General features: G+C 62.1%; 21 protein-coding genes. 10 read left to right on the top strand and 11 right to left on the bottom strand.

The window, feature by feature from the left end; genetic code table 11:
- Positions 1-3 precede the first annotated feature (3 nt).
- On the bottom strand, positions 4-1,212 hold the full coding sequence (locus tag D7S86_RS20445) for an MFS transporter (protein WP_121088725.1): 1,209 nt from the start codon (positions 1,210-1,212) through the stop codon (positions 4-6).
- Positions 1,205-1,996, bottom strand: a complete 792-nt coding sequence (locus D7S86_RS20440) for an alpha/beta fold hydrolase (RefSeq protein WP_121088723.1) — start codon at positions 1,994-1,996, stop codon at positions 1,205-1,207. The genes D7S86_RS20445 and D7S86_RS20440 overlap by 8 nt, the downstream gene beginning before the upstream one ends.
- Positions 1,997-2,077: 81 nt before the next feature.
- On the opposite strand from D7S86_RS20440, the gene D7S86_RS20435 reads away from it, so the two are divergent.
- Positions 2,078-2,425, top strand: a complete 348-nt coding sequence (locus D7S86_RS20435) for a MerR family transcriptional regulator (protein ID WP_121088721.1) — start codon at positions 2,078-2,080, stop codon at positions 2,423-2,425.
- A 49-nt stretch (positions 2,426-2,474) separates the two neighbouring features.
- Here the strand turns inward: D7S86_RS20435 and D7S86_RS20430 are convergent, their stop codons facing one another.
- Entirely contained in the window at positions 2,475-3,926 is a 1,452-nt protein-coding gene (locus D7S86_RS20430) for a DEAD/DEAH box helicase (RefSeq protein WP_205962861.1), read from the bottom strand.
- A gap of 124 nt (positions 3,927-4,050) precedes the next feature.
- The gene (locus D7S86_RS20425) at positions 4,051-5,118 is read right to left on the bottom strand and encodes a helix-turn-helix domain-containing protein (protein WP_121088719.1); all 1,068 of its coding nucleotides are present in this window, start codon (positions 5,116-5,118) and stop codon (positions 4,051-4,053) included.
- Between the two features lie 475 nt (positions 5,119-5,593).
- Here D7S86_RS20425 and D7S86_RS20420 point away from each other — a divergent pair, with 475 nt between their 5' ends.
- From D7S86_RS20420 to D7S86_RS20395, 6 genes are all read left to right on the top strand, one after another.
- The gene (locus D7S86_RS20420) at positions 5,594-5,998 is read left to right on the top strand and encodes a DUF4910 domain-containing protein (RefSeq protein ID WP_121088717.1); all 405 of its coding nucleotides are present in this window, start codon (positions 5,594-5,596) and stop codon (positions 5,996-5,998) included.
- A 606-nt stretch (positions 5,999-6,604) separates the two neighbouring features.
- Positions 6,605-8,215 carry a GGDEF domain-containing protein gene (locus tag D7S86_RS20415; protein ID WP_240648311.1) on the top strand — a complete coding sequence of 537 codons (1,611 nt, stop codon included), beginning with the start codon at positions 6,605-6,607 and terminating at the stop codon, positions 8,213-8,215.
- A gap of 159 nt (positions 8,216-8,374) precedes the next feature.
- Entirely contained in the window at positions 8,375-8,890 is a 516-nt protein-coding gene (locus tag D7S86_RS20410) for a sigma-70 family RNA polymerase sigma factor (RefSeq protein ID WP_121088713.1), read from the top strand.
- Positions 8,890-9,897: a FecR domain-containing protein gene (locus D7S86_RS20405; RefSeq protein WP_121088711.1), complete on the top strand. Its 1,008-nt coding sequence runs from the start codon at positions 8,890-8,892 to the stop codon at positions 9,895-9,897. Before D7S86_RS20410 ends, D7S86_RS20405 begins: the two co-directional genes overlap by 1 nt.
- A 242-nt stretch (positions 9,898-10,139) precedes the next feature.
- Positions 10,140-12,551 (top strand): TonB-dependent siderophore receptor, encoded by a 2,412-nt coding sequence (locus D7S86_RS20400; RefSeq protein ID WP_158602043.1) that lies wholly within the window; start codon positions 10,140-10,142, stop codon positions 12,549-12,551.
- 474 nt (positions 12,552-13,025) lie between these two features.
- Positions 13,026-14,117: an alpha/beta fold hydrolase gene (locus D7S86_RS20395; RefSeq protein WP_121088707.1), complete on the top strand. Its 1,092-nt coding sequence runs from the start codon at positions 13,026-13,028 to the stop codon at positions 14,115-14,117.
- 55 nt (positions 14,118-14,172) lie between these two features.
- On the opposite strand, the gene D7S86_RS20390 is transcribed toward D7S86_RS20395, so the two are convergent.
- From D7S86_RS20390 to D7S86_RS20380, 3 genes are all read right to left on the bottom strand, one after another.
- The gene (locus D7S86_RS20390; RefSeq protein ID WP_121088705.1) at positions 14,173-14,496 is read right to left on the bottom strand and encodes an antibiotic biosynthesis monooxygenase family protein; all 324 of its coding nucleotides are present in this window, start codon (positions 14,494-14,496) and stop codon (positions 14,173-14,175) included.
- 210 nt (positions 14,497-14,706) lie between these two features.
- Entirely contained in the window at positions 14,707-15,927 is a 1,221-nt protein-coding gene (locus D7S86_RS20385) for a lactonase family protein (protein ID WP_158602042.1), read from the bottom strand.
- 491 nt (positions 15,928-16,418) lie between these two features.
- Complete coding sequence (locus tag D7S86_RS20380; protein WP_121088701.1) at positions 16,419-17,213, bottom strand: IclR family transcriptional regulator; 795 nt, start codon at positions 17,211-17,213, stop codon at positions 16,419-16,421.
- A gap of 136 nt (positions 17,214-17,349) precedes the next feature.
- Here D7S86_RS20380 and D7S86_RS20375 point away from each other — a divergent pair, with 136 nt between their 5' ends.
- The 3 genes from D7S86_RS20375 to D7S86_RS20365 are packed head-to-tail and all read left to right on the top strand — an operon-like array spanning position 17,350 to position 20,713.
- Positions 17,350-18,198, top strand: a complete 849-nt coding sequence (locus D7S86_RS20375) for a sugar phosphate isomerase/epimerase family protein (protein WP_121088700.1) — start codon at positions 17,350-17,352, stop codon at positions 18,196-18,198.
- Positions 18,199-18,237: 39 nt separating this feature from the next.
- On the top strand, positions 18,238-19,590 hold the full coding sequence (locus D7S86_RS20370; RefSeq protein ID WP_121088699.1) for an MFS transporter: 1,353 nt from the start codon (positions 18,238-18,240) through the stop codon (positions 19,588-19,590).
- A gap of 19 nt (positions 19,591-19,609) precedes the next feature.
- Positions 19,610-20,713 carry a Gfo/Idh/MocA family protein gene (locus D7S86_RS20365; protein WP_121088698.1) on the top strand — a complete coding sequence of 368 codons (1,104 nt, stop codon included), beginning with the start codon at positions 19,610-19,612 and terminating at the stop codon, positions 20,711-20,713.
- Positions 20,714-20,864: 151 nt separating this feature from the next.
- On the opposite strand, the gene D7S86_RS20360 is transcribed toward D7S86_RS20365, so the two are convergent.
- Genes D7S86_RS20360 through D7S86_RS20345 form a run of 4 tightly spaced genes read right to left on the bottom strand, consistent with a single transcriptional unit; the run spans position 20,865 to position 24,166 of the window.
- The gene (locus tag D7S86_RS20360) at positions 20,865-21,350 is read right to left on the bottom strand and encodes a L,D-transpeptidase (RefSeq protein WP_121088697.1); all 486 of its coding nucleotides are present in this window, start codon (positions 21,348-21,350) and stop codon (positions 20,865-20,867) included.
- A 19-nt stretch (positions 21,351-21,369) separates the two neighbouring features.
- Positions 21,370-22,083 carry an ABC transporter ATP-binding protein gene (locus D7S86_RS20355; protein ID WP_121088696.1) on the bottom strand — a complete coding sequence of 238 codons (714 nt, stop codon included), beginning with the start codon at positions 22,081-22,083 and terminating at the stop codon, positions 21,370-21,372.
- Positions 22,083-22,856 (bottom strand): ABC transporter ATP-binding protein, encoded by a 774-nt coding sequence (locus tag D7S86_RS20350; protein WP_121088695.1) that lies wholly within the window; start codon positions 22,854-22,856, stop codon positions 22,083-22,085. The genes D7S86_RS20355 and D7S86_RS20350 overlap by 1 nt, the downstream gene beginning before the upstream one ends.
- Complete coding sequence (locus D7S86_RS20345; protein ID WP_121088694.1) at positions 22,853-24,166, bottom strand: branched-chain amino acid ABC transporter permease; 1,314 nt, start codon at positions 24,164-24,166, stop codon at positions 22,853-22,855. The genes D7S86_RS20350 and D7S86_RS20345 overlap by 4 nt, the downstream gene beginning before the upstream one ends.
- Positions 24,167-24,169: the final 3 nt, after the last annotated feature.

Here is a 24,169-nt window from a genome sequence, read left to right as displayed (position 1 = left end):
GCGTCATTCCGGCGGGCTCGGACGGTTTACCGATTCAATGCGTCGAGGTTCGATGCCGGCCAGCTTCGCGGAGGTTCGCCGGCCGACGATCGACGGCAAGGAAAAGCAGAGGCATGCGATCAAGCCCAGCATGACGCCGACCGGCAAAACGAAGCGGTCGCCGCCCGCCGCGAGTGCGATGCCGCCTATCCATGCGCCGCCGCCGATACCGGTATTGAACGCCGCGACGTAGAGTGCCGAAGCGGAATCGGCCTGATGCGGCGCCAGTTCGAGCACCCATCCTTGCAAGCCCACGATCAGCATCGAGATCGCGCTGCCCCATACGATCATGTTCAGCCATGCGACGCCAGGGACACGTGCCGCGAGCATCATCAGCGCTTGATTGCCGACGAGGCAGAGTGCGGCGGTCAACGCCATGGCGGCGGGCTTGACGCCTAACCAGCCGGACATGCCTGTTCCAACGGCCCCGGCCATGCCGAACACGAAAAGGAAAAGCGGCACGTGGGCATCCGGAACGACGGCGACGTTGAGCAGGAGCGACACGATATACGTGTAGGCGCAGAAGTGCGCGGCGATGATGAGCGCGGTGACAAGGGCTGCGCCATAGAGCGGTGCATTGCCGCGCGGGAGTTCGCTGTTCGAATCGCGATGTTGGCTGGCCACGGAGGGGAGGCCGCGTGCGCCGACAAGCGAGAGGCAGGCGGCCAGGATCCCGAAGACGCCGAACGCCATGCGCCAACCGGCCGCTTGTCCGATAGCGGTGGCGAGCGGGACGCCTGCGACGACGGCCAGCGAGATGCCGCCGAACGCCCATGCGAGCGCTCGTCTCGGCGGCATCTCGGGTGCAAGACGCGTCGCAAAGGACGCGAGGACCGACCAGAACACGCCGTGGGTCAATGCCGTCACGATGCGCATCGCGGCGAGCATCGCGTATCCGTGTGACAGGGCGGCAAGCAGGTTCGCGATCGCGATGACCGCAAGCAATCGAAGAAACAATGTGCGCCGGTTCATCCGCTTCGTCGCCAACGTCATCGGAATCGCCGTGACGGCCGCGAGCCACGCATAGCCCGTGACCAGCATGCCGACATCCGAATCCGACACGCCGAGGCCGCGGCCGACCTGCGGCAGCAAGCCGATCGGCAAATATTCGGTCGTCTGAGCAGCGAACGCGCCGAGCATCACGATGAACAGCGGGCGGTTCAAGCTACGCATCGCGCAGGAACTCCGAGACGAGCGTCACGAAGGCGTCGGGTTGTTCGAGTGCGGCAAGGTGTCCGGTCTCCATCTCGGCGTATCGCGCATGGGGAATGCGCGCCGCGAGTTGACGAGCGTGCGCGAGCGGAACCATCTGATCGTGTGTGCAGCCGATGACCAGTGTGGGTTGTGTGATGCGCCGAACGTGCTCGCTCACGTCGATCGTCAGATCCAGTTCGACTTGGCGCGCCATGCCTTCCCAATTGTTGTCGCGGACGATCGCTTCGATGTTGTCATCGATGATGGCGTCGTCGAGACGCGATACGAAGTCGGGACTGAATCCCGTGAGCAAGACGAGACGCGCCATCGCGCCGCGATCCGCACGAATCAAATCGCGCCAAAGCTCGAATTGCATTTTTTGCCTGGGATCTTCGCTCGACGTGAAGCCCGCAAGCAGGACGACCGAACGCACGAGCGACGCATAATCGGCCGCGATGAACGCCGCGACGGCCGCCCCGAGCGAGAAGCCGACGAGATCGAACGGGAGCGCGCCCGCGGCCTTGGCGGCCGCGACGACTTGCGCGGCGAGAACGGCGACCGTGAGCGGTTTGCCATCGTCCTGTGTGTTTCCCGATCCGGCATAGTCGGGGCGCACCACGGTCCGATGCGGCGAGAAGCGCTCGATCAGATGCCCCCAGTTGCTCTGCGAATTGCCGCCCGTTCCATGAACGAAGACCAATCCCGGTCCGGTTCCGTCCACGCGATAGGCGACGCTCGCTCCTTCGATATCCACGGTATGCATGCGCTTGGCTCCGATGCCTTTGATCCAGTGACGGTCGATGCTAATCTGTGACAGTGCTGTCAGAGTCAAGAGGGGTCGGGCATGAAGATTGGAGAACTGTCGCGTCGCTCGGGGATCAGCGTGCGGATGCTGCGTTACTACGAGCAAGAAGGTCTGTTGCAGCCGAACCGTCAGGCGTCCGGCTACCGCGACTACGATGAGACGGACGAGCAGGTCGTGCGGCGTATCCGGATGTTGGGCGAAGCCGGGCTCAAGCTGGACACGATCCGGCAGTTGCTGCCGTGTGTGCTCAACGATCGGCCGGATTTCGAGCCGTGCGCCGAAGTGCTTGCGACGTTGAAGCGTGAACTCGGCGGGATGGACGAACGGATCAAATGTCTTCGCTCAAGTCGGAAGATTCTCGCCGACTATCTTGGCAGGCTCGCTTGACGATGACCTTCGCGGCCCGTGCGAGGCACTGTGATCGTGTCTCTCGGACCTAGCGTTTGCCGCGGTTGCCTGCGGTTTTGTTTGACCCTGGCGCCGGCTTGCCGGTGGCTTTGCTGCGCGACTTTTGCGGACCGGACGGCTTACCCCCGGACACACCGACGCCTTGACCCGTGCCTGCGGCACGTGGCGTCGGACGTTTGCGAGCGTTCTCGCCGCTTTTGACGGGCACTTCCTTGCCGAACACATGCCGGGTGCTTGGCGCGACTTGGGGCGCTTTGCTTGGCGCGACGTGCGGCACTTTGGGTGCCTTGGGCTTTTTGGGTTTCTTGACGATCTCGCCCGTCGAGCGCGTTTCCGGCACACGGTGTTCGGCTTCGAAACCCGGCTCTTCCTGGCGCGGCAGCGTGTGTCGGATCAATGCTTCGATCGCGGCCAGTTGCGGCGCTTCGTCGGCACACACCAGGGACACCGCCGTGCCGCTCGCGCCTGCGCGACCGGTACGGCCGATACGGTGCACATAGTCTTGCGCGACGATCGGCAAGTCCACGTTGATCACGAGCGGCAAGTTGTCGATATCGAGTCCGCGCGCGGCCACGTCGGTGGCGACGAGCATCCGGACCTCGCCCGTCTTGAAGCGTTCCAGCGCGCGTAAGCGCGCGGGTTGCGGCTTATCGCCGTGGATGGTGTCGACCGCATAGCCCGCTTGATCGAGCATGTCCGCCAGATACTCGACGCCCGCGCGCGTTTTGACGAACACCAATGCATGCTCCCAGCGGTTCTCGGCCACCAGGTGCATGAAGAGGTCGGGCTTGTTGCGCTTATCGACCGGCACGACCCACTGCTTGATTTTGCTGGCCGTGGTATTAGGCGGGCTGACGCTGATGTCGGCCGGGTTGCGCAAGATGCCTGCCGCCATCGCGCGGATGTCATCGGTAAACGTCGCGGAAAACAGCAAGGTCTGGCGCTGAGCGGGCACGGCGGCAAAGACGGCGTTGAGTTCGCGTGCAAAGCCGAGATCGAGCATGCGGTCCGCCTCGTCGAGCACCAGCGTTTGGACTTGATCGAACTGCACGGCGTTCTGACGATGGAGGTCGAGCAAACGGCCCGGCGTCGCGACGAGGACATCGACGCCTTTGCGCAGCTTCATCATCTGCGGGTTGAGACTCACACCGCCATAAGCAGCCAGATATCGGAGGTCGAGGCCTTTGCCGTACTCGACAAAGCTTTGCAGGACTTGTTCGGCCAGTTCACGCGTGGGCACGAGGACCAGCACGCGCGCGCGATTGCTCGACACAGCCGGGCCGTGTTGCACCAGCCGCTGCAGCAGCGGCAACGCGAAGCCCGCCGTTTTGCCGGTGCCGGTCCGCGCCGCGGCCATGACATCCCTGCCGCCGAGCACCACCGGAATCGCCTTGGCTTGCACGGGCGTAGGCGTCTGGTAGTTGAGCGTCTGCAGATTTCGCAGCAACGGATCGATCAGGCCAAGCGAGGCAAAAGACATCGACGTGTTCCGGGCCAAAACCGCAATTCTAGCGGCTGCCGCGTCGCTTGCATTGCGCGGGCCGACGCGGCGAACGCGTTCCTTCAGAGGCCGCTTTAAAACGTCGACCGCCAAGCGCTAACGATCACCGCAGCCAATGTCCGCCGGCCGTTCGAAAATCCAAAGGCGACAGGCCATAGCTGTGTTTGAACGCGCGCGAGAAATTGGACGCGCTGCCGAATCCGAGTCCATATGCAATGTCGGCAATCGACGTCGTCGGCAATTCGATCAGTTCCATTGCGGCGGCCCACAGACGGCAATGACGGATATACGCGGCGAGACCGCCCTCCGATTCGAACAATCGATACAGGGTCGCGCGCGGCAAGCGCGGAAACGCCTGAAGCACCTGGGCCGGGCTGAGCGCCGTGTCGTGCAAATTGGCGGCGATATAGCGCTTGATGTATTCCGTCTGCGCGCGCCTCGTCACGGCGCGCATGCCCTCGTCGAGGCGGCTTTGTTTCGCGAAGGCGACCAGTGTGAGATCGGCACACAGCTGGATGGCATCCTGCGCGTCGGCGGGGTTCAGATGCGGCAAGTGGCGGCACAACGCCAGCACCTGCTCCTGCAGTAATTGCCCGATCGGCGTGGCATAGGGCAAGACCTTGCCATGAATGGATTCGGCATCGTCGATGACGGCTTCGACCTTGGCCCGGGGTATGAAGAACGCGAGCACGCGCGCTGGCGTCGGCCGCCGCATGCGCATCGTTTGCCCCATGTCCAGTGCCAGGACGCCGGGTACGAACTGCGCAGCCGGACCGCGGCGGGTGGGATCGGTCTGTGTCTCCATGATCCCTTCGACTGCCATGTGGAACACGAAATCGCGCACGTTGTCGCGCGAAATCTTGGCGTTCGTGCGGGCTTGCTGCAGGGGATCGGTTCGACTGTCCAGGTAGATCAGGTCTTCGAGGATATAGCTATCGATTTCGCCAAAGAATCCTGCTTCGGTCTGCGCACGGGAGACGGGGGACTCAAGGATGCGGTCGACATAGTCGGACCACGCGCGCGCCTGAAGTGTGCGCGCCTCGCCATTGACGGTGAAATGCCGATGCACGATCGATGACGAACGTGTTTCCGTCGACGTCGCGGGAAATGCATACCGGTTGTGCGCACCTGCAATCAGATCGCGTACGCGCGTCGTGTAAGTGGTTGCCATGGCATTCCCCGATAAGCGTTTTGATGCATTTCCGCGTCTTCTTTATTTTTTGGACGGCCTGGACTCGCGCGGCGGCCCGATGAACGCCGCGGCCGCGAGCCAGCTTGCGTCGTGTTGAAGCGAGGTCCGACGCACCACTAAGCGGCACGTCTCGGGCATCGGTTCATAGCGACGGCATGCCGCCGCGTGGATCCTAACAGATGTGTTACGCGATCAAAATAGTCGCTCGTCGTCACCGTGATTCATGCGTCGCGGACCCGGCTACCCGCGCATGACCAAGTACAGCACGACGACCACGCCCAGAGCGATGCCGACCCAGAAGAACGGACCGCCTTTTTTACTGATTTTCTTCACACGTCATCCTCAAGATGTCGACGATGGGCTCCCTAAGCCGAGCGATCTGCGTGGGCTGCGGAGTCAGCCGATGATGGCCGGACACCATCGGCGATAAGCATCGAAGTGTCTCTCCGATTTCGTGACGGCGTTCGTAATCGCGCTCGGTGAGCCGGTTGCGTCATCGCTCGCGACGCTCGTTAAGCGTTCGCCCGCCGAATTTCGTAGCGCGTCCTATTTTGGGCATCATGCCGTTCGAATGCCTTATGTGCTTCTTTATTCGCAGCGAAAAGAAAACTTTAAACGATTGCAAAGTAAAACGAGGAACGATATGTCGTGCAAGGAGGAGCGTGCGCTACTCGACAGCCTGTTCGATGAACTCTTTCCGCTGCTCCGGTCAATTACCGGCCCGGGCATAGAAGAAAGCGACAAGATCCTCGGCCGTCACATGCCGCTCGACATGTTCGGCGTTCCGAGCGGCCGGCAGGTCTTCGACTGGATCACGCCGCCCGAGTGGCACTGCCGGTCCGCGGCAGTTGTTCATTGAGCATTTCGAGGGGCGCGATAAGGCTGAAGCCAATTTTTTTGGTGACGCGACACTGCCTGACGTGGCCACTCGCTTCGATCTCGCGTCAATTCTGACGTCGATCGAATCAGTGAGGCGGCATCGACTCAATTGCGGCCATGACGAGTCTTAGCTGAGTCGGATGGCCCTCTCGCTGGCGCGCTTGAAGACCACTCGGCGCTCGTCGGAAATGCGAGTAGGCCGCGCGCGCGATCGCGACGCTTGTTTGCGGGGATGGGTAAGCGGTTGGCGCGCCATGTCAGGTCATCCAAATTGCGCGTGAAAGGGGGGCTGTCGCGCTTATTTTCTCTCTAAGCGATTTCGAACCCGCAAACGCGTTGTATATATAAGGACCGCGTCGCGTCCGGTCGCGCTTGCAATATCGAAGACGTCGATCGATCACAGCCCTGTGGGCTTTTCCGGGTTGGCCTTGATATATTTGGCTTATTGCCTGCGATCGATTGCCGAAAAAATGATTGCCCGTTTGAAAACGCGATGTGACGCGGTGCCTCGCGTTTTCAAAAAAATTGAATGAGCGGCGCGTCCCCGAGACTGGACTGGACGGCGTTTTTCGATGGGAGCGGATGGATGCTTAGCGTGTTATCGGAACAGGACCCGAGTCGCCGCCGTATGCCGTTGATCGTGCGTCGCGTGACGTTGTGCGTTGCAGTGGCATGGTTGGCGTTGGTCGCCGGCGTGGGGGCGTGGATATCCCAGCGTATCGTGGCCTCGGAAATGCGCAGGATGGCGGACAGCGCCGAGTACGAGGCCGAAACCGCCGCCCGCGTGATGGATCGGCTCTTCACGGAGATGACCAGCGTCGCCAATATGGTGGCCCGGCAGGGGCTCGTGATCGAACTCGCGGCGCGCTATCGTACCGATCCGCCGGGCGCGGCTCAGATGACGCGCCAACAACGCGCGGCGCAACTGACGCGCGATCCGTTGGTGCGCAAGGTGGGCAGTTTCATGGGCGCATTGTCAAACGACCTGCGTTATGCCCGGATCTACATGAACAACATGTCGGACGACACGGTGACGGCCAGCAATTGGGCCGAGCCCGACAGCATCGTCGGCATGATTTATCCGGCTCGCCTCTACCTGATGGACGCCCTGCGCGATGGGACGGGGCATTCATTCGGCATTGCCCGTTTGAATAAAACGCCGTCTTATTTCGTGAGCAGTCGAATCGAGAATGCCGACGATGTGCCGCTGGGCTCGGTCACTGTGAAATTCGATGCGCCGGAGATGGCGCGCTATCTGACCGGGCGAAACATCGCGCTGATCGTGAATCGCCAGGGCCGCGTGATCACCACGTCGTTCGAACCCTTCATGTTGCGCAACGTCGCCGGTCTGTTGCCGCCGGGCACCGTACTGCCGCCCGATGAAGGCGAAGAACTTGGCACACCCATCGACGTGCACACGATGACCGGTCCGGGACCATCGGACCGATGGTTCATCGAAGGCCAGCCATACGTGGTCAGGCGCCAGCCGTTGTCGAACGGGCAATATGAAATGTTGACGCTGGCTTCGCTCGACCACTTGGCGCCCATGCGAAAAGAACACGCGTGGATCGTCGCCGTCGTGGCGTTGTTCGGGCTCACGCTCATTGTGCTGTCGGGCTATGCGGCCGGTCAGATGGTCATACGCCGCGAGGACGAACGGTACGCGGCGAACTATGACGCATTGACCGGCTTACCCAACCGGCGCGCGGTGTTGGCCAAGCTTGAGCAGTTGTTCGAAGCGGCCCGGCGGACGGGGCAGTGGGTGCGGGTCGCGTTTATCGATCTCGACGGATTCAAGACGATCAACGACACCTATGGGCACGACATCGGCGACGCGTTTCTGATCGAGGTGGGCCGTCGTGTTTCAGCGGGTTTGCATACGAACGACATGCTAGGTCGCTTGGGGGGAGATGAATTCGTCGTGATCGGTCTGACGCCGCCGCCCGTCTCGGGCCCGCCGGACACCTCGGTCGACGCCTTGCGCGAGCGGCTTGCGCCGCGGATTGCGGGGACGTATTCGTTCATGGGGTGCAGTTTCGAGTATCAAGGCGCAAGCTTCGGCATTGCCAGCGTCGATCCTACGATCGGTACGTCGCAGACCGCGCTTAAGGAAGCCGATGCGCTGATGTATGCCGACAAGCTGACGCGGCGTGCACGGCAAACGACACGAAGCGTAAGCGCATTCGCCACGGAATAAGCGCGCATGAGGACACCAACTCGATCGCTTACGCCGCGCTAGGCACGCATCCACGGCGTCTCTCAAAGCCCACAGTCCCGGATTTACAGATCCGATATGTTTTATCTATAATTGAGAGTGATTCGCATTTGCATATCGTTCCTCTCAACTTCGCTCAACGTGTCTTCACTCTCGCCCGCGCAAACCGAGTCCGTGTCGGAGCTTTATGCGCATCATCATGCCTGGTTGCGCGACTGGCTTCGCAAGCGGCTCGGCAATGCCTTCGACGCGGCGGACCTGGCGCATGACACGTATGTGCGTGTGATATCCGCGGGTATCACGCCGCCGCAGGGCGAATCCAGGCGGTATCTCACGCAGATCGCCAAGGGACTGGCGATCGATTTTCATCGGCGCCGCCGCATCGAGACGGCGTATATCGAGGCGCTTGCCTTGAATCCGCCGGCGGAAGCGCCGTCGGAAGAGGCCCGGGCGTTGATCATCGAGGCGCTCGTCGAATTGGACGCCGTGCTGCATCAACTCGCGCCGAAAGTTCGGCAGGCTTTTCTGCTGTGCCGCCTCGACGGATTGAGTTATCGGGAGATCGCGTCGCAGCTCGGCGTGTCTCTGTCATCGGTCGAAAAGTACGTCGCAACGGGCTTGCGCGCCTGCTACGCGCTCTGTCACGGCGCGTCCTGATGCCTTCTGTACCGATGACGACCTCGGCGGATGTCAACCGGCCACTCGACGCTGCGGTCGTACTCAGGGCGAGTGAGTGGCTCGCCCGTTCGTGGTCGGGGGAATTCTCGGACGACGAACGGCGAGCGTGCGAGCGATGGCTCGCGGAACACCCCGACCACGCGCTCGCTTGGGCGCGCCTGCACGCAGCCGATGCGTCGCTGACGGTGTTGCCTCGCGATGCGACACGCCGGGCGCTGCTTCATCCCCCGGTTGCGCGCGGACGCCGCCGCGCGCTCGGCTTGCTCGGCGCCGCATGCATCGCCGGGACGCTCGGTTACGAAGCGCGTCGAAGCGGCGTCTGGGCGCTCGCCACGGCCGATTTCGCCACGCGCGTCGGCGAGATCCGAGCGATCGCCTTGCCGGACGGATCGCACCTCGTCCTCGACACCGCCAGCGCGGTCGATGTCGCGTTTTCCGACACCATGCGGCATGTGACGCTCCGTGCCGGACGCATCTATCTCGCGACCGCACATCGTCCCGCGTTCGCCGGTGCACCGTTTGTCGTGACGTGCTCGTATGGCAGCGTCAAGGCCCAGGGCGCGCAATTTTCCGTCGCTGAGCGCGGCGACAGCGCCGCGCTCAGCGTGGGCGAAGGGGCGGTCGAGGTCCGTCCGGCGCATGCGTCTTGGACCGTCGCGCGAATCGGGGTCGGTGAAAAGGCGACGTTCTCCGCCGATGCGCTCGGCACGATCTCGCGCAGCGAGGGTGACGACGACGCGTGGACGCGCGGGGAGCTGATTGCGCGCGATATGCGCGTCGGCGAACTGGTCGCCGCGTTGTCGCGCTATCGACGCGGCGTGCTGCGGTGCGAACCCGACGCGGCGGATCTCCGGGTGACAGGGTTGTTTCCGCTTCGCGATACGGACCGCGCGCTATCCGATCTCGTCGTCGGGCTGCCCGTGGAAGTCGAATATCGGACGCGCTTTTGGGTCACGGTCCGGGCCCAGCGAGCGAGAGAGACCTGATGCGAAGCTCAGGCCACGCTAGCCGGCCGTAGACAAAAAAATAATTGGATTTCGATTGAGGGTTTGAGCGGTTCGTTCGGAAGACAAGGTGAGACCTCTTTCACTCCGATCCGACAAGGACCTGCCCGATCATGCCGTCACACCCTCATTGGCCCAACCGCGCGCATGCTGATGCACATTCGCGAACCCTTGCACCGGCCTGCCGCGAACGTGCGCTGGCATGCGCCATCCGCCTCGCAAGCGTGCGATGGACGCTGGCGGGTGTATCGCTCGCCGCCGCCTCGTTCGGCGCGTACGCGCAAGGCAACGGCGTGTCGGTCAAACACAGCTACGCGATCGCGGCGGGCGCGCTCGACGATGTGCTGACGCGCTTTGCGAGCGCATCGGGTACCGAGGTGTCGATCGATGCATCGCTGACACGCGGCAAACGGAGCGCCGGCCTCGCGGGCGAATACACGATTCAGGACGGCTTTGCGGAAATCGTGCGCGGCCAAGGGTTGGAGGTGCTGCGCAGCGCCGACGGCGTGTATTCGCTGCGCGCAGCGAACACCCCGCCTGCCGCGGGTGCCGCGATCAACGACATGACGCTGCCGACGGTAGTTGTCAGTGACTCCGCCGCGTCCGACGCCGAAATCGCACGCGTGAATCCGCCTTTGACGATCGGTTCGAAATCGCCTTTGGCGCAGCGAGATATCCCGAACTCGGTCACGGTCGTCACACAGCAGCAACTTCAGTCGCAAAACGCGACGACACTCGACGACGCGATCAAGGCCGTGCCCGGCGTGACGGTCAACCAGTTCCAGAACGACTTGACCGCGTACTATTCACGCGGCTTTCCGATCCGCACGTTTCAGCTTGACGGCGTCCCCACGGTCATTCCGTCGAGCGGGGGCGGCATGTCGGCCGATGGTCTGATCGCGTACGATCGCGTCGAAATCCTGCGCGGACCGGCCGGACTTTTCAACGGCATGGGGGGCGACGGCGGGGTGATCGATCTCGTGCGCAAGCGCGCGCCCTCGACATTCGAAGCATCGGCGCAGGTATCGGTGGGAACCTATGCCGATCGCCGCGAGCAGGTCGATATCGGTGGCCCGCTGAACGCGGCCGATACGCTGCGCGGCAGGCTCGTCGCGATGCAACACGACGAACACGAGATGCAGGACGGATCGTGGCAGCGCGATCAGCAGCTCTACGGCACGCTCGAAGCCGATCTGACGCCGACGACGCTTGTGCGCACCGGGTTCAGTTATTCGCATATCAGCGGCCACGTTCCCTATGGCTGGCCCAGCTACGACGACTACAGCCCCGTTTACCCGTCGCGTTCGGCCTATCTGGGAGCGAGTTGGGATCATCAGGACATTCAGACGACCAACGGCTTCGTATCGATCGAGCAGCAGTTGAGCCACGGCTGGACCGCCAAAGTCGCGTACAACCATACGCAGTATCACTCGATGCTGCTCAACGGGATTCCGGGCGACTACGTCGACCCCGCGACGGGCATCGCCGATCTCTATAGCTACAGCGGGCACGACAACAATACGGAAGATGCGCTCGATGTCTTTGCGACGGGACCGTTCCGGCTTTTTGGCCGAACCCATCACCTGACGTTCGGCGCGAACTATCTGCATCAAAGCGATCAGTTCACGCAGGCGTTCATCAACCCGGACACCGGGCTCGATTATTGGGGCGACGTCTATACCAACCTTTATAACAACGCGGCCTACTCTGACGCATTTGCGGGCGGCGGAGGCCAGGACGCCAAGACCGTCACGAATCAATACGGCGTCTATGGTAATGCGCGTTTCAGCGTGACCGATCCGGTGACGCTGATCGTCGGCGGTCGCGTCACGTGGTGGCATAGCGTGCTCGACCCCAACGCCGACGCGTACTGGAATCAATACGGCGACACGCACGAGGACAATCGGATCGGCCCGAAGGTCACGCCGTTCGTCGGCTTGGTCTATGACCTCAACGACACGTATAGCGCCTATACCAGCTACACCTCGATCTTTGTTCCGCAGACGTCCGAATACACGGTCAACGGACAGATCATCAAACCCGTCACGGGTTCGCAATACGAGGTAGGGCTCAAGGGCGAATATCTGGGCGGGAGACTCAACACGGGTGTCGCGTTGTTCCAGGTCACGGAACAGAACCGCGCCATGACCGACCCGGCCAATCCCGGCTACTACGTCGCGCAGGGCAAGGCGCGCAGCCGTGGCATCGAACTGACTGCAAGCGGCGAAGTGTTGCCCGGCCTGACCGTATCGGGCGGATATACGTATACCGCGACGCAGACGTTCGACCAGAGCGTCTCGGTCGGTTCGTCATTCAGTGTGACGACGCCGAAACACCTGTTCAAACTCTGGACCGACTACCACCTGCCCGGCGTGCTGAACAAATGGGACATCGGTGCGACGACCTATGTCACGAGCGGCACGTACGCCGCCGATGGAACGAATCGATTGCCCGCGCCGGGCTATATGACCATCGACGCGAACATCGGCTATCGGATCACGAAGACCGTCTCCGCTTCGCTCAGCGTGACAAACCTGCTGAATCGAACGTATATCCTCACGTCGGCCGGCGCCGGTGGAAATTACTATGGCGATCCGGCCAAGGTGCTGTTCACGCTGCGATACGCCATGCAGTAGCGTGATGCTGTCCATCGCACGCCGCGCGCCGCTTCGAATGCGGGCGCGGTGTCTCGCAAGACCTAAAAGCGTGCAGGGCCAACTCGGACGGCTTGTCGTGTCCCGACCCGTCCAGGGCCGTCCGTGCGGACATGTGGAATGTCCGGTTCAGGGACGGCCTATCGCTTGGTCCGCGTGAGCGACGGCCGGCCGTGTCGGGCGGACGTCGACTCGAAGCGGACTGCGGAAGGTCACTCGTGGATTGTGTAGCAGGATGACGCACACATCCGATTTTCCAATAGAGACGTATCCGTTCTAGTGGCGACATCGAGCATACGGCGACAAGCGGTCACCGACGATCCGGCCTACTATTTTCCGTCCGCTCTTTTATTTGAAACAGCGACAGAAACATTTAGAAAGTCATACGAGAACACGTTCACGCGAATGTGACTTTTCGTGGGTTATGCTTTCCTGTCAATTCAACAGGATGCTGCAATGACTCGCTTTTCAGCCCTCGTGGGCACAGCAGGCGTGTGTGCCTTGACTTGCCTCGGCACGGCGCATGCCGCAACAACGGAGCCAACCCTCGGCCAGGCGGGAGACTTCATCGAGCGTGATTTTCACTTCTCGGAAGGAACGACGTTGCCGGAGATTCGCATCCACTACGTGACGCTGGGCACCCCGCGGCGCGATGCGCACGGCGAAATCGACAATGCCGTGTTGCTGATGCATGGCACCACCGGTACCGGTAAAGCATTCCTCGCGCCGGCGATGCAACGGGAACTCTTCGGCCCGGGCGAACCGCTCGATACACGTCGCTACTTTGTCGTGATTCCCGATGGTCTTGGCCGCGGGGGTTCGAGCAAACCCAGCGACGGCATGCATGCTCGATTTCCGCACTATGGCTATGGCGATGTTGTCGAGGCCAATCATCGTCTGCTCGTCGAGGGGTTGAATGTGCATCATCTGCGCCTCGTACTGGGCACGTCGATGGGCGGCATGCAGACCTGGATGTGGGGTGAGCGATATCCGGACATGGCCGCGGCGCTGATGCCGATTTCCAGCCAGCCGATCGCGATGGCCGGTCGAAACTGGCTCTGGCGGCAAATGATCGTCGGTGCGATCCGCAACGATCCGGGCTGGAAAGACGGCGACTATACGGTGCAGCCAAGCCAATGGACACGCGTCATGCCGATTTTCACGATCATGACCGAGAACCCCGCGCGCATGCAAAGTGACGCGGGTGACCGTGAAAAGGCCACGAAGCTCTATGACAGTCTGGTCGACAAGGCGCAGAAGACCGACGCCAACGACGTGCTCTATTGGTTCGAATCGTCGTGGGACTACGATCCGGCGCCGCAGTTATCGAAGATTCGCGCTCGGCTTTTGGCGGTCAACTTCGACGATGATTTGATCAATGCAACGGATCTCGGCGTCATGCAAGAGGCCATCCGCGCCGTGCCGAATGGTGCGTTTGTCGAAATGCCGGAGAGCGCGCACTCATATGGCCATCAGACGCTCGCCCACCCTGAAGTATGGAAGCCCTATCTCGTGAAGCTGCTGAGCGAAACATCCACGTCGAATTGATCTCGGTGCAGGCGCCATGGCGCCTGGCGTCGCGTCGCTCCCGAGCGCGGGAAACTTAGATTCTCGAGAACTCGTAGTCTCGTTCGACGAGGCAGATACGCGTTTTGTACGACGCGTACCAAGTTTCCCGCCCGGCCTGTTGCGCGACCTGATGCATGGCATCGTTCTTCCACGCGGCGATGGATTCGAGGCTGTCCCAATAGGACACCGTGATGCCGATCTCCTCGCGTGCCGACTCGACGCCCAAGAATCCGGGTTGCTTCGCGGCCGCTTCGACCATTGCATCGGCCATGTGTTCGTACCCGTTGTCCCCAGGGGTTCGGATCGAGGTGAAAATCACCGCGTAATAGGGCGTGGCCCTCGTCTTCGCGATCGGCATCGTGACCTCCCGTCAGTCTGTGGCGATGGATGACCTAGCGCACGCATTATCGGTGATCTGCGTCGCGTGCTCGACCGAGCCTGGCTGACCGACATCCCCTGCGCAAGGGCATCGCGTCGATGGCGCGTGAGATGGCCCGAGCGAGCGCGCAGGCCATCGACGTCCGCTCAACGCTCAGGACGCTTGAGTCCGGATCGGCTTCGGCGTGAACTACTGTGTGGCCGCATAGGTCGTCGCCATGAGAGAAGGCACGTTTCCCGTGCTGACTGTCGGGGTAGACAGCGATGAAAGCGCCCCGGCGCTACCCAGCGCATATTGCGAAATTGTGGCGGGGCCTTCGTTCACGCCATAGACGTATTGACCCGACGGATCCATGGCAACGGATGAAGAGTCCAGTCCTGCGCCGCCACCCACGCTGGCTGGGGACATCGACGTGAGCGCGCCATTGCCGCTCACGGTGTATTGCCAGACAGAACCTTGATTGTTATCCGCCACGTACACGTACTGACCCGATGGATCGACAACCAGGCCAATGGAATCGGGGCCGGCCGCAACCGTTGCGGGTGTCATCGGCGAGAGCGCGCCGCCGCTGCCGATCAGGTATTGGTCGATGACGCCGCTTTGGGTCGCCACATAGGCATATTTGCCGGACGGATCGATACCCATCGAAGTGGGCGCATGGTCCGTCGCTGCTGTTCCGACGAGCGACAGCGCTCCGCTACTCCTATCGACCGCGTATTCGGACACCGTATCGCCGCTGCCGTTGATGACATAGACATAGTTGCCCGTCGGGTCGGCTGTCACCGAGAAGGGCGTATTTCCGGCAGGCACGGAGGCGGGGGACATGGGCGACAGCGCCCCATTCGTGCCGATGGTGTACTGCAACACGCTGCCGCTCGTCTCGTCCGCCACATAGGCGTATTGGCCAGACGGGGCGATGGCGATCCCGCGCACGATATCGCCTATTGCGATGGACGCGGGGTTCATCGGCGAGAGCGAGCCGTCACTGCCGATGGTGAACGGCAAGATGGACTGGCCGCTCGACACGTACGCGTATTTGCCCGACGGCGTGATGGCGATGGCGGCCGCGCCATCGGTATCAACGGAGGGCGTGGCCATGGGCGAAAGCGAGCCGTCGCTGCCGATCGTGTATTGCGACACACCGTTGCCGGTCGATTGGTTGACCACATAGGCAAACGCCAGCCTTGTGCAGGCGATCGTGATCCCCGTCACGTTGACGGCGCCGATGGTTCCTGACCCATTCGATACCGTGCAGGTCTGCCCGGTCGGCTGGGTGTCGATCGTCGCGGCGTAAGCGCCGTCCGCGGCGATTTTCGTGGGGAAGCTAAACGTCCCGTTTGCGCTGACCGTCAGCGCATCGGTACCGTTATTCAACAACGTAATCTGCGTGCCCGTGACGAGTCCGGTCACCGTGCCGCCTACAGCGTAAGCGTCGTTCGCGGATGACGATTGCGTGGTGTCGGTGGCTGAAGAGGACGTGCCCCCACACGCGGAAAGCGTCAGTGCCGCAGATACACAAACGGACCGTGCACGTGCGGCCTTGAGAAATCCGTACCCCATTTGGAATTCGCCTTGTTGTGTGGATTCGGAGGCCGGGTGAAATCTCCTTTTCGAAGCACTGCGCTTAAGCGACCCACTGGTCGGCGCAAGCGTCCCCGCTGCAGATCACCTCGGAGCCTAAACGACAACGCATATATTTGCGGATATTGTCGCCTAAAACGCTTGAACGACAAAAAAATTGCCTCGCTTAAGCGTCATCCTTAGTCGAAATTATCGAAGACGTCGAAGATTTTCGCTAAAGCGCGATCGACGGATGGTCCGCCAAAAAACGTGAGTTAAAGCTCGGGATGCGTTGCGGGATTTGCGCACTCAGCGTCGGCGTATGCAGCGCATCCTGAGCACTACGCCCGGCTTGGCGAGCGCGCAAAAACCGGCGAGCTTCGATTGACGAGCGCCAAGGCCTCGGCACATGCGATGACTTTGGCGGCCAATGCGTCCATGCGGTCCCGCGTCAATCGAATCGAGGGTCCCGCGATGCTCACGGTCCCAATCGGCGCGTCCTGGCCGGCGACGCGAATGGCGGCCGCCAATGCGCTCGTTCCGGCTTCGTACGCTTCGACAACAAACGCGTAGCCGCGCTCTCGCGCCGCCTGGACTTCATCCATCAGCGCACGCAAGGTCTGCGGCGCGCCCGGCCCCATATCGCGCGCCTTGTCCATGCCTTGTCGCGCAACCAGGGCGAGCGCGCGTTCATCGGAGAGCGCGGCAAGGTAGGCAATCCCGTTGGCGGTGGCCGGCAGGTAGATATCGAGGCCCGCATCCGGGTCGTATCGAAGTCCCGTACGCGCGCCTTGTGCCTTGGCGACCCAAATCAGGTCGTCCGCCTCCGCGACCGCGAGACGCACGAGTTCGCCGCTCGTCTCCGCCAGCTCGTCGAGCAAGGGCTGCGCCGCGTCGGTGATCCCTGTCGCTGCCAAATAGCTCAATCCCAGCGACGCCATCTTGAACGTCAGCATGTAATGCGACGTGCTCATGTCCTGTTTGACGTAGCCGCTCTCCTTCAAGTCGGCGAGGACGCGATGCGCCGCGGTACGCGGAATATCCAGGCGATCGCCGATCTCCGACATAGGAAGCCCGCGCACGTTGTGCGCAAGAAGCTCAACGATAGCGAGCGCGCGATCTCGAACTGACGTCATCTGAATGGCAAAAAAAGAAGAGTGGTCTCGATTTTATCCCAACTGAAACGGCGTTTCATTTGGAACGATGATCGTTTACCACTAAAGTGGATTGATGTTCCATTTGGTACAGTGATCACAAATCCAAGAGGCGCCCATGAAACTTGCCATCGACTCATACAGCTATCACCGTTACTTCGGAGAGATCTATCCGGGCCTCGAAGCGGATCCCGGCACCCGCCTGACATTGCGAGAATTCATCGATCGCGCGCACGCCCTGGGCGTTGCCGGCGTCTCGATCGAGTCGTGCTTCTTGCCGGACCCGAGCCCGAGCGAACTTGCGGACCTGCGCGATCAACTCGATGCACTGGCGCTCGATCGGGTCTGGGCGTGGGGTCACCCATCGGGCTTGCGCTCCGGCGATGCACCCGAAGCGCTCGTCGACCTCAAACGACATGTCGAGATCGCGCGCGCCGTCGGCGCAAACGTGATGCGGATCTGCTGCGGCGGCCGTCGCACGCGGCCCGACAACTGGAACGATCACAAGGCCAAGCTGATTCCGCTGCTCGTCGAGGCGACTCGGCACGCGGAGCGCTATGACGTCGTCCTGGCCATCGAAAACCATATCGATCTGCTGGCGGACGAACTCGTCGAACTCATCGAAACAATCGACTCGCCTCGGCTCGGCGTGTGTTTGGACACCGCGAACAATTTGCGCATGCTCGAAGACCCTGCAATCGCAATCGAAAAGCTCGCGCCTTACGCGCGTGCCACGCATGTGAAGGACATCCGCGCGCACCGCGGCAGTCCGCGCGAATTCGCCTTTTGGCCCAGCGTGCCGGTCGGCCGCGGACTTATCGATATCCCGCGTACGTTCCGCGAACTTCGCAAACACGGCTACGACGGCTTGCTGGCCCTCGAAATCGACTACCTGCATCCCGATTACGACAGCGATGAACACGCCATCGCGGAAAGCATCGACTACATGCGCCGCCATCTCGCTTGAGCCACGCGGCGCAACTCTAAAAAAGCATAGGAGACAGCAATGATCGCAAAGACCTCGGTCAGCATTCAGGAGTTTCTCGACGCCAGGCCATTCCAGGCGTTTCACTGGAAGATATTGTTGATCGGCCTCTCGGTGCTGATCCTCGACGGCTTCGATGTCGTCGCAATGGGGTTCATTGCGCCGGCGATCATTGCGGACTGGAAGGTCGGCCGTGCCGCGCTCGGCCCCGTGCTCAGCATGGGCTTGTTCGGATTGGCGATAGGCGCGTTGATCGGCGGCCCGCTGGCCGACCGTTTCGGCCGGCGTCGCGTCATCTTGTACGCCGTCGTGTTCTTTGGCTTGATGAGCCTCGCCTCGGCATGGTCGCCGACCATCGCAGTGTTGTCGGTCATGCGCTTTCTGACGGGCCTTGGACTCGGTGCATCGCAACCGAACGCAGCGACGCTCGCCTCGGAATATGCGCCCAGGAAATATCGCTCGTTGATGGTGACCGTGATCTATTGCGGCTTTACGCTCGGTGCGGCAGGCGGCGGGTTTCTTGCGAGTTACCTGATTCCGATCTACGGATGGCAATCCATCCTGGTGGTGGGCGGCGTGGTGCCGATCGTGTTCGCCGTCGCGCTCTTTTTCGTGCTGCCCGAGTCGGCCAAGTTCCTCGCGGTCAAGGACTGGGGACGTGCCCGGCTCGATCAGATCGTCTCGCAGCTCGATCCGAGCGTGAATACCGGCTCCATCGATTTCGTCACCGCCGAATCCGAGCATCGAGGTAAAACGGCGATCCGGCTTATCGTGACCCGGCCGCATACCACGGTCACGTTGGCCTTGTGGGTCGGTCTGTTCATGAATCTTCTGACGGTCTATTTTCTCAATAGCTGGTTGCCGATCATCGTGAAGGACAACAACTTCTCGTTGGCCGATGCGGCGCTCGTCGGCGCGATGATGCAAGTGGGCGGCACGCTCGGCAATATCGCCATCGGCTGGGAAATGGACCGCTTCGGCTCGCACAAGGTGATGGTCGCCACACTGTTTGCCGCGGGTGTCTTCATGGTGGCGCTTGCCAAGCTGAGTCTCGGCATCTACGGCTTGATGACGCTGGTGTGCCTGCTCGGCTATTGCATCAACTCGACGAACACCGGCTGGACCGCGATGGCGACAAGCTATTACCCGACCGAAATGCGTGCCACGGGGACAAGCTGGATGACGGGGATCGGTCGTTTTGGCGCCATCTCGGGTGCGTCGATCGGCGCCATTCTTCTGAGCTTCAAATGGGATTTTGGTCAGCTCTTCCTTTCTTTAACGATTCCCGTCGCGATTGCCATCGCCGCGGTGTGGATCAAGGCGCGGTCTAACGAGCATGCATCGCCCGCCCTACGCAATGCGACCTCGCATTGATACCCGGAGATTTCAGACGATGTCGGCAGTGAGGATTGGACTGATCGGAGCGGGTGCGATCGGGCGCGCCCATCTTGTGGGTGCCGCCGCGGCGCCGGGCGTGGACATCGTGGGCATCGCCGATCCGAGTCCGGCGGCGCACGATCTTGCCCATGAATTTTCCATTCCCTGGTTTCCCGATCATCAAGCGCTTCTCGATCGGCAGGACATCGGCGGCGCCATCGTGGCGACGCCGAACGCCTTGCATGTGCCGATCGCGATGGATCTCATCGCACGGGGCAAGGCTGTGCTGATCGAGAAGCCGATCGCCGATTCAATCGAAGAAGGGTTGACGCTCGCGAGGGCCGCGGACGATGCCAACGTCCCGCTGCTCGTCGGTCACCATCGCCGTCACAACCCGATCGTTCGGCAAGCTCGACGCTTGGTCAAGGAGGGCAAACTAGGTCGCCTCGTCTCCGCGTCGGTGCTTGCGACATTTCTCAAGCACGATGCCTATTTCAATGAGGCTTGGCGACGCTCCAAAGCCGCGGGGCCCGTGCTCATCAACCTCATCCATGAAATCGACGTGCTCCGGTTTGTTTGCGGGGAGATCGAGAGCATTCAGGCCCTGACGTCCAATGCCGTTCGCGGCTTCGACGTCGAAGACACGGCGGTCGTCCTGCTGCGTCTCAAAGGCGGGACGCTCGCGACAATCACGTTGTCGGACACCGCCGCCGCACCGTGGAGTTGGGACCTCACATCCGCGGAAAATCCGGCGTTCCCGACATCGTCGGCGGAGAGCCATTTCTTGTGTGGGACCGACGCATCGATTGCACTGCCTACGTTGCGCATGTGGCGCTATCCCGGCGAACGTGGCTGGCATCATGCGATGGAAAGCGAAACGGTGCCGGTCGCACGCGCCAATCCGTACATCGAACAAATGCGTCACTTCGCGGCCGTGATACGCGGAGACGAGACGCCGCTGATCGATGGCTTCGACGCGACGAAGACACTTCAAGCAACGCTGGCGGTCCGGGAATCTGCGGAGTCAGGCGTTTGCGTCACCCTGACTGACCGCGTGTCGCCTCAGTCGAGCGATCGCTCAACACCCAATGCGCTTGGTTTTTCCGGTGGGTCGTCGTGACGACGAGAAAGCGCATGTGCTCGACTGCGACAGGCGTGTGGCGCGATGCGCGACACGCATCAATATCGCTGCTTTTAAGCGCGTCGCGTCGGCTCGATGTTGACGAAGCCGAGCGGACGTCGCGCGGCGAGGACGGCCCGATCCGAAAACCTTATTCGTGGATGCGCACGGAGATGCCCGGCGCCAACTGATCGAACAACGCGATGATGTCGTCGTTTCGCATTCGAATGCAGCCACGAGACGCGGGCGTGCCCATCGGTTCCGTGTCCGGACATCCGTGGATGTAGATAAAGCGGCGCAGCGTGTCGACGTCGCCGAATCGATTCCGTTCGGGCTCGCAGCCCTGCAACCAGACGATGCGAGACAGCATCCAGTCCCGTCCCGGGTATTGCAGTCCAAGCTGGTCGGAGTACACCTCGCCCGTTGCACGGCGCGCGACGAACACGGACCCTGAAGGAAGGCCGTGGCCGATCAACATGCGCGCGACGTGCAGGCCGCGCGGCGTGCATCCCGAACCCATCTGCTCGCCGGGACCGTTCGCCGCGCTCGATACGGGAAATGCGCAGCGCACTCGACCGTCTTCAAGCAACGTCAATTCCTGTAATCGCAAATCGACGACGATCTCGCGTGCCGACATCCTGTTCCCTCCGCTCACCCTAAACTTCGAGCCATTCCTTGCGGATCTGCGCATTGCCCTTGAGTTCGGCCGGCGTGCCTTCGAAGACGATATGCCCGTGACCCATGACATAGACGCGCTGCGAGATGTCGAGCGCGATCGCGAGCTTCTGCTCGATCAGGAGCACCGACACGCCGCGCGCCTTGAGCGCCTGCAGATACTCGCCGACGAGCGTGACGATCTTGGGCGCGAGCCCTTCCGTGGGCTCGTCGATGAGGATCAGATCCGGATCGCCCATCAGCGTGCGGCATAACGTCAGCATCTGCTGCTCGCCGCCCGATAATACGCCCGCCGGCGTGTGCTCGCGTTCCTTCAAACGCGGAAACATAGCGTACATATCGGCCGCGGTCCAACGCAACGTCGCGCGCCGCGGATTGCGTTTCGCACCGAGCAGCAAGTTCTCGCGCACGGTCAGCGCCGGAAAAATATCGCGATTCTCGGGGACGTAGCCGATCCCGAGTTGAGCGATCTCGAACGTGCGGCGGCCGAGAATTTCCTCGTCGCGAAAGCGCACCGATCCGCTCGCCTTGACCATCCCGACGATCGTCTTGGCCATCGTCGAGCGGCCGACGCCGTTACGGCCCAGCAGCGTTACGATTTCACCCTCGTCGACATGCACGTCCACGCCCTGCAGGATGTGACTTTTGCCGTAATAGGCATGCAGGCCTTGTACCGCGAGCAGGGTCGGGGTCATCAGTGCGCGCCTCCGGCCTGATCCGTATCGAGCGTCGTGCCGAGATAGGCCTCCTGCACCGTGCTGTCGTTGCGGATCGCGTCCGGGGTGCCCGTCGCGATGATCTCGCCATACACGAGCACCGAGATGCGGTCCGCGAGGTCGAATACCACGCCCATATCGTGCTCGACCATCACCAAGGTTTTCCCCTCGGTCACCGTGCGGATCAGCTCGACCGCATGATCCGTTTCCGAACGGCTCATGCCGGCCGTCGGTTCATCGAGCAGGATCACGTCGGCGCCGCTCGCGATCGTGATGCCGATTTCGAGCGCACGTTGTTCGGCATAGGTCAGCAAGCCCGCCTGCGTGTCGCGCACGCGTTGCAGGCCGATGCGTTCGAGCACCGCGTCGGCGCGCTCGCGCGCGTCGCGCAGCGCCGCGAGTCGATGCCAGAACGAATACCGGTAGCCGAGCGACCACAACACGGCACAGCGCAAATTCTCGAAGACGGACAAGCGATGAAAGATATTCGTGATCTGAAAACTGCGCGACAAACCCAGGCGATTGACCGCATACGGCGGAAGACCACCGATCTCGACGCCGTTGAGCTTGACCGAGCCCGAACTCGGCGTGCTGCGTCCCGAGATCAGATTGAAGGTCGTCGACTTGCCCGCGCCGTTGGGGCCGATCAGCGCATGGCGTTCGCCTTTCGGTATGCTCAGATCGATGCCGCGGATGATCTCCGTTGCGCCGAACTGTTTGCGCACTGCGCACAATTCGAGTGCCGCGGTCATGCGCCGCCTCCCGCGATGTCGGTTTGTACCGCGTCCCAGGCGCGCCGCACGCGCGAAATCGCCGTTCGTGCGCAGAGCCCGCCGACGACCCAGAGCGCCGCCGCGACGGCCCAAGGCTTGAACGAGGCGGCGTCGAACGCGAATCCCGCGAGCGTCATGCCGGTGCCGTTGTCGCTGTCCATCTGGAGCTTGTAGACGATTTCGACGGTCAGGATCAAGGCCGCGAGCACGACGAGACCGGCGCCGAGCGCGATCGAATACGAAGGCACCATGCGGTCAATCTTGCGCGCGGCGATCAACGGCGCTTGCTTGATTATGAGACTCGCGATGCCGCCGGGTACGAACATGACCATCAACACGAAGAACAGCCCCAGATAGAGCAGCCATGCATGCGTCAGGCTCGATAGTGCCAAGGCGAACAACACGAACAGGACCGCGCCGATGACGGGCCCGAAGAACACGCCGCTGCCGCCGATGAAGGTGGCGAGCAGCACGCCGCCCGATTGCACCGCGCCGACGTTTTCGGACGTCACGATCTCGAAGTTGATGACCGACAGGCCGCCGGCAATGCCGGCGAAGAACGCCGACAGGATCATGACGAGATAGCGCACGCGTTGCGTGTCGTAACCGATGAATTCGGCGCGTTCGGGATTGTCGCGCACGGCGTTCGCGATGCGGCCCAGCGGCGTTTGCGTCCACGCGTACATCGCGATCATCGACAACAGGCACCAGACCGCGATCAGGTAGTACACCTGACGCGCCGGGCCGTATGAGATGCCGAGCACCGCGTGACCCACGACGCGGTTCGTCGAGATGCCGCCTTCGCCGCCGAAGAAATCGGGGAACATCAAGGCGCTCGCGTACACCATCTCGCCGATGCCGAGTGTGATCATCGCGAACGTGGTGCCGGATTTGCGTGTCGTCACATAGCCGAACACCACGCCGAAAAACGCACCGCCGAGACCGCCGACGAGCGGCAGAAGCGAGACCGGCCACGCGAAGTCGCCCGCGCCGATGCGATTGAGCACATGCACGGCGACGAACGCGCCGAGGCCCGAATAGATCGCATGGCCGAACGACAGCATGCCGGTCTGACCGAGCAGCATGTTGTACGAGAGCGCGAAGATGATCATGATCCCCATTTGCGACAGCAGCGCGGTGGCGAATCGTCCGGGGAAGCACAGCGGCAGCACGAGCATGACCAAGGCCGTCAAACCCCAGATCGCGCAGCGCGCGAGCGAACGGCGGCGCGAGCGCGAGGGGAGGTGCGCGGAGGCCGGCTCGTACGGGTGCGGCGTCGACGTTTTCATGAT

Origin of the sequence: Pararobbsia silviterrae (genome assembly GCF_003628125.1) — a bacterium.
GTDB classification, from domain to species: domain Bacteria; phylum Pseudomonadota; class Gammaproteobacteria; order Burkholderiales; family Burkholderiaceae; genus Pararobbsia; species Pararobbsia silviterrae.
Note: the sequence above shows the minus strand (reverse complement) of the source record. Positions and strands in the feature narration are given on the sequence as shown.

Coding starts and splice junctions, on each gene's coding strand:
- D7S86_RS20445 (WP_121088725.1), bottom strand. CDS start 1,212: ATGCGTAGCTTGAACCGCCCGCTGTTCATCGTGATGCTCGGCGCGTTC.
- D7S86_RS20440 (WP_121088723.1), bottom strand. CDS start 1,996: ATGCATACCGTGGATATCGAAGGAGCGAGCGTCGCCTATCGCGTGGAC.
- D7S86_RS20435 (WP_121088721.1), top strand. CDS start 2,078: ATGAAGATTGGAGAACTGTCGCGTCGCTCGGGGATCAGCGTGCGGATG.
- D7S86_RS20430 (WP_205962861.1), bottom strand. CDS start 3,926: ATGTCTTTTGCCTCGCTTGGCCTGATCGATCCGTTGCTGCGAAATCTG.
- D7S86_RS20425 (WP_121088719.1), bottom strand. CDS start 5,118: ATGGCAACCACTTACACGACGCGCGTACGCGATCTGATTGCAGGTGCG.
- D7S86_RS20415 (WP_240648311.1), top strand. CDS start 6,605: ATGCTTAGCGTGTTATCGGAACAGGACCCGAGTCGCCGCCGTATGCCG.
- D7S86_RS20405 (WP_121088711.1), top strand. CDS start 8,890: ATGCCTTCTGTACCGATGACGACCTCGGCGGATGTCAACCGGCCACTC.
- D7S86_RS20395 (WP_121088707.1), top strand. CDS start 13,026: ATGACTCGCTTTTCAGCCCTCGTGGGCACAGCAGGCGTGTGTGCCTTG.
- D7S86_RS20390 (WP_121088705.1), bottom strand. CDS start 14,496: ATGCCGATCGCGAAGACGAGGGCCACGCCCTATTACGCGGTGATTTTC.
- D7S86_RS20380 (WP_121088701.1), bottom strand. CDS start 17,213: ATGACGTCAGTTCGAGATCGCGCGCTCGCTATCGTTGAGCTTCTTGCG.
- D7S86_RS20375 (WP_121088700.1), top strand. CDS start 17,350: ATGAAACTTGCCATCGACTCATACAGCTATCACCGTTACTTCGGAGAG.
- D7S86_RS20370 (WP_121088699.1), top strand. CDS start 18,238: ATGATCGCAAAGACCTCGGTCAGCATTCAGGAGTTTCTCGACGCCAGG.
- D7S86_RS20365 (WP_121088698.1), top strand. CDS start 19,610: ATGTCGGCAGTGAGGATTGGACTGATCGGAGCGGGTGCGATCGGGCGC.
- D7S86_RS20360 (WP_121088697.1), bottom strand. CDS start 21,350: ATGTCGGCACGCGAGATCGTCGTCGATTTGCGATTACAGGAATTGACG.
- D7S86_RS20355 (WP_121088696.1), bottom strand. CDS start 22,083: ATGACCCCGACCCTGCTCGCGGTACAAGGCCTGCATGCCTATTACGGC.
- D7S86_RS20350 (WP_121088695.1), bottom strand. CDS start 22,856: ATGACCGCGGCACTCGAATTGTGCGCAGTGCGCAAACAGTTCGGCGCA.
- D7S86_RS20345 (WP_121088694.1), bottom strand. CDS start 24,166: ATGAAAACGTCGACGCCGCACCCGTACGAGCCGGCCTCCGCGCACCTC.